Raw genomic sequence first — 1,203 nt, forward strand, 5'->3', positions numbered from 1 at the left:
CTGCTGCTCGACAAGGGGTCGTTCGAGGAATTCGACATGTTCGTCGAGCACCGCTCCACCGAGTTCGGCATGGAGAAGAACAAGGTGCCCGGCGACGGCGTCGTTACCGGGTGGGGCACCGTCAATGGCCGCAAGACGTTCGTGTTCGCGAAGGACTTCACGGTGTTCGGCGGTTCTCTCTCGGAGACGCACGCGCTGAAGATCACGAAACTCCAGGACATGGCGATGAAGGCGCGGGCGCCCATCATCGGCCTCTATGACGCGGGCGGCGCCCGCATCCAGGAAGGCGTCGCCGCGCTCGCCGGCTATTCCTACGTGTTCCGCCGCAACGTGCTCGCCTCCGGCGTGATCCCGCAGATCTCCGTCATCATGGGCCCCTGCGCCGGCGGCGACGTCTACTCGCCTGCGATGACGGACTTCATCTTCATGGTGAAGAACACCAGCTACATGTTCGTCACCGGCCCCGACGTGGTGAAGACCGTGACCAACGAGGTCGTCACCGCCGAAGAGCTGGGCGGTGCCTCGGTGCACGCCACGCGCTCCTCGATCGCCGACGGCGCCTTCGAGAACGACGTCGAGACGCTGCTGCAGATGCGTCGCCTGATCGACTTCCTGCCATCCAACAACAGCGACGGCGTGCCGGAATGGCCGAGCTTCGACGACATCGGCCGCGTCGACATGTCGCTCGACACGCTGATCCCCGACAATCCGAACAAGCCCTACGACATGAAGGAGCTGATCCTGAAGGTCGTGGACGAGGGCGACTTCTTCGAGATCGCGGACATGTTCGCCAAGAACATCGTCACCGGCTTTGGCCGCATCGCGGGCCGCACCGTCGGCTTCGTCGCCAACCAGCCGATGGTGCTGGCCGGCGTGCTCGACAGCGACGCTTCGCGCAAGGCCGCGCGCTTCGTCCGCTTCTGCGACGCCTTCAACATCCCGATCGTCACTTTCGTGGACGTGCCGGGCTTCCTGCCGGGCACCGCGCAGGAATATGGCGGCCTGATCAAGCACGGCGCGAAACTGCTGTTCGCCTATTCGCAGTGCACCGTGCCGCTGGTGACCATCATCACCCGCAAGGCCTATGGCGGCGCCTTTGACGTCATGGCCTCCAAGGAGATCGGCGCCGACATGAACTACGCCTGGCCGACCGCCCAGATCGCGGTGATGGGCGCCAAGGGCGCGGTCGAGATCATCTTCCGC

The 1,203-nt window shown here is 64.7% G+C and carries 1 protein-coding gene; it reads left to right on the forward strand.

Going from position 1 to position 1,203, the window contains the following annotated elements:
• The coding region (locus tag IC66_RS0142290) for an acyl-CoA carboxylase subunit beta (RefSeq protein ID WP_038951381.1) at positions 1-1,203 on the forward strand (1,203 nt) is incomplete at both ends.

This window comes from Bradyrhizobium genomosp. III (assembly GCF_000261705.1).
Taxonomy (GTDB): Bacteria; Pseudomonadota; Alphaproteobacteria; order Rhizobiales; family Xanthobacteraceae; genus Bradyrhizobium; species Bradyrhizobium ottawaense.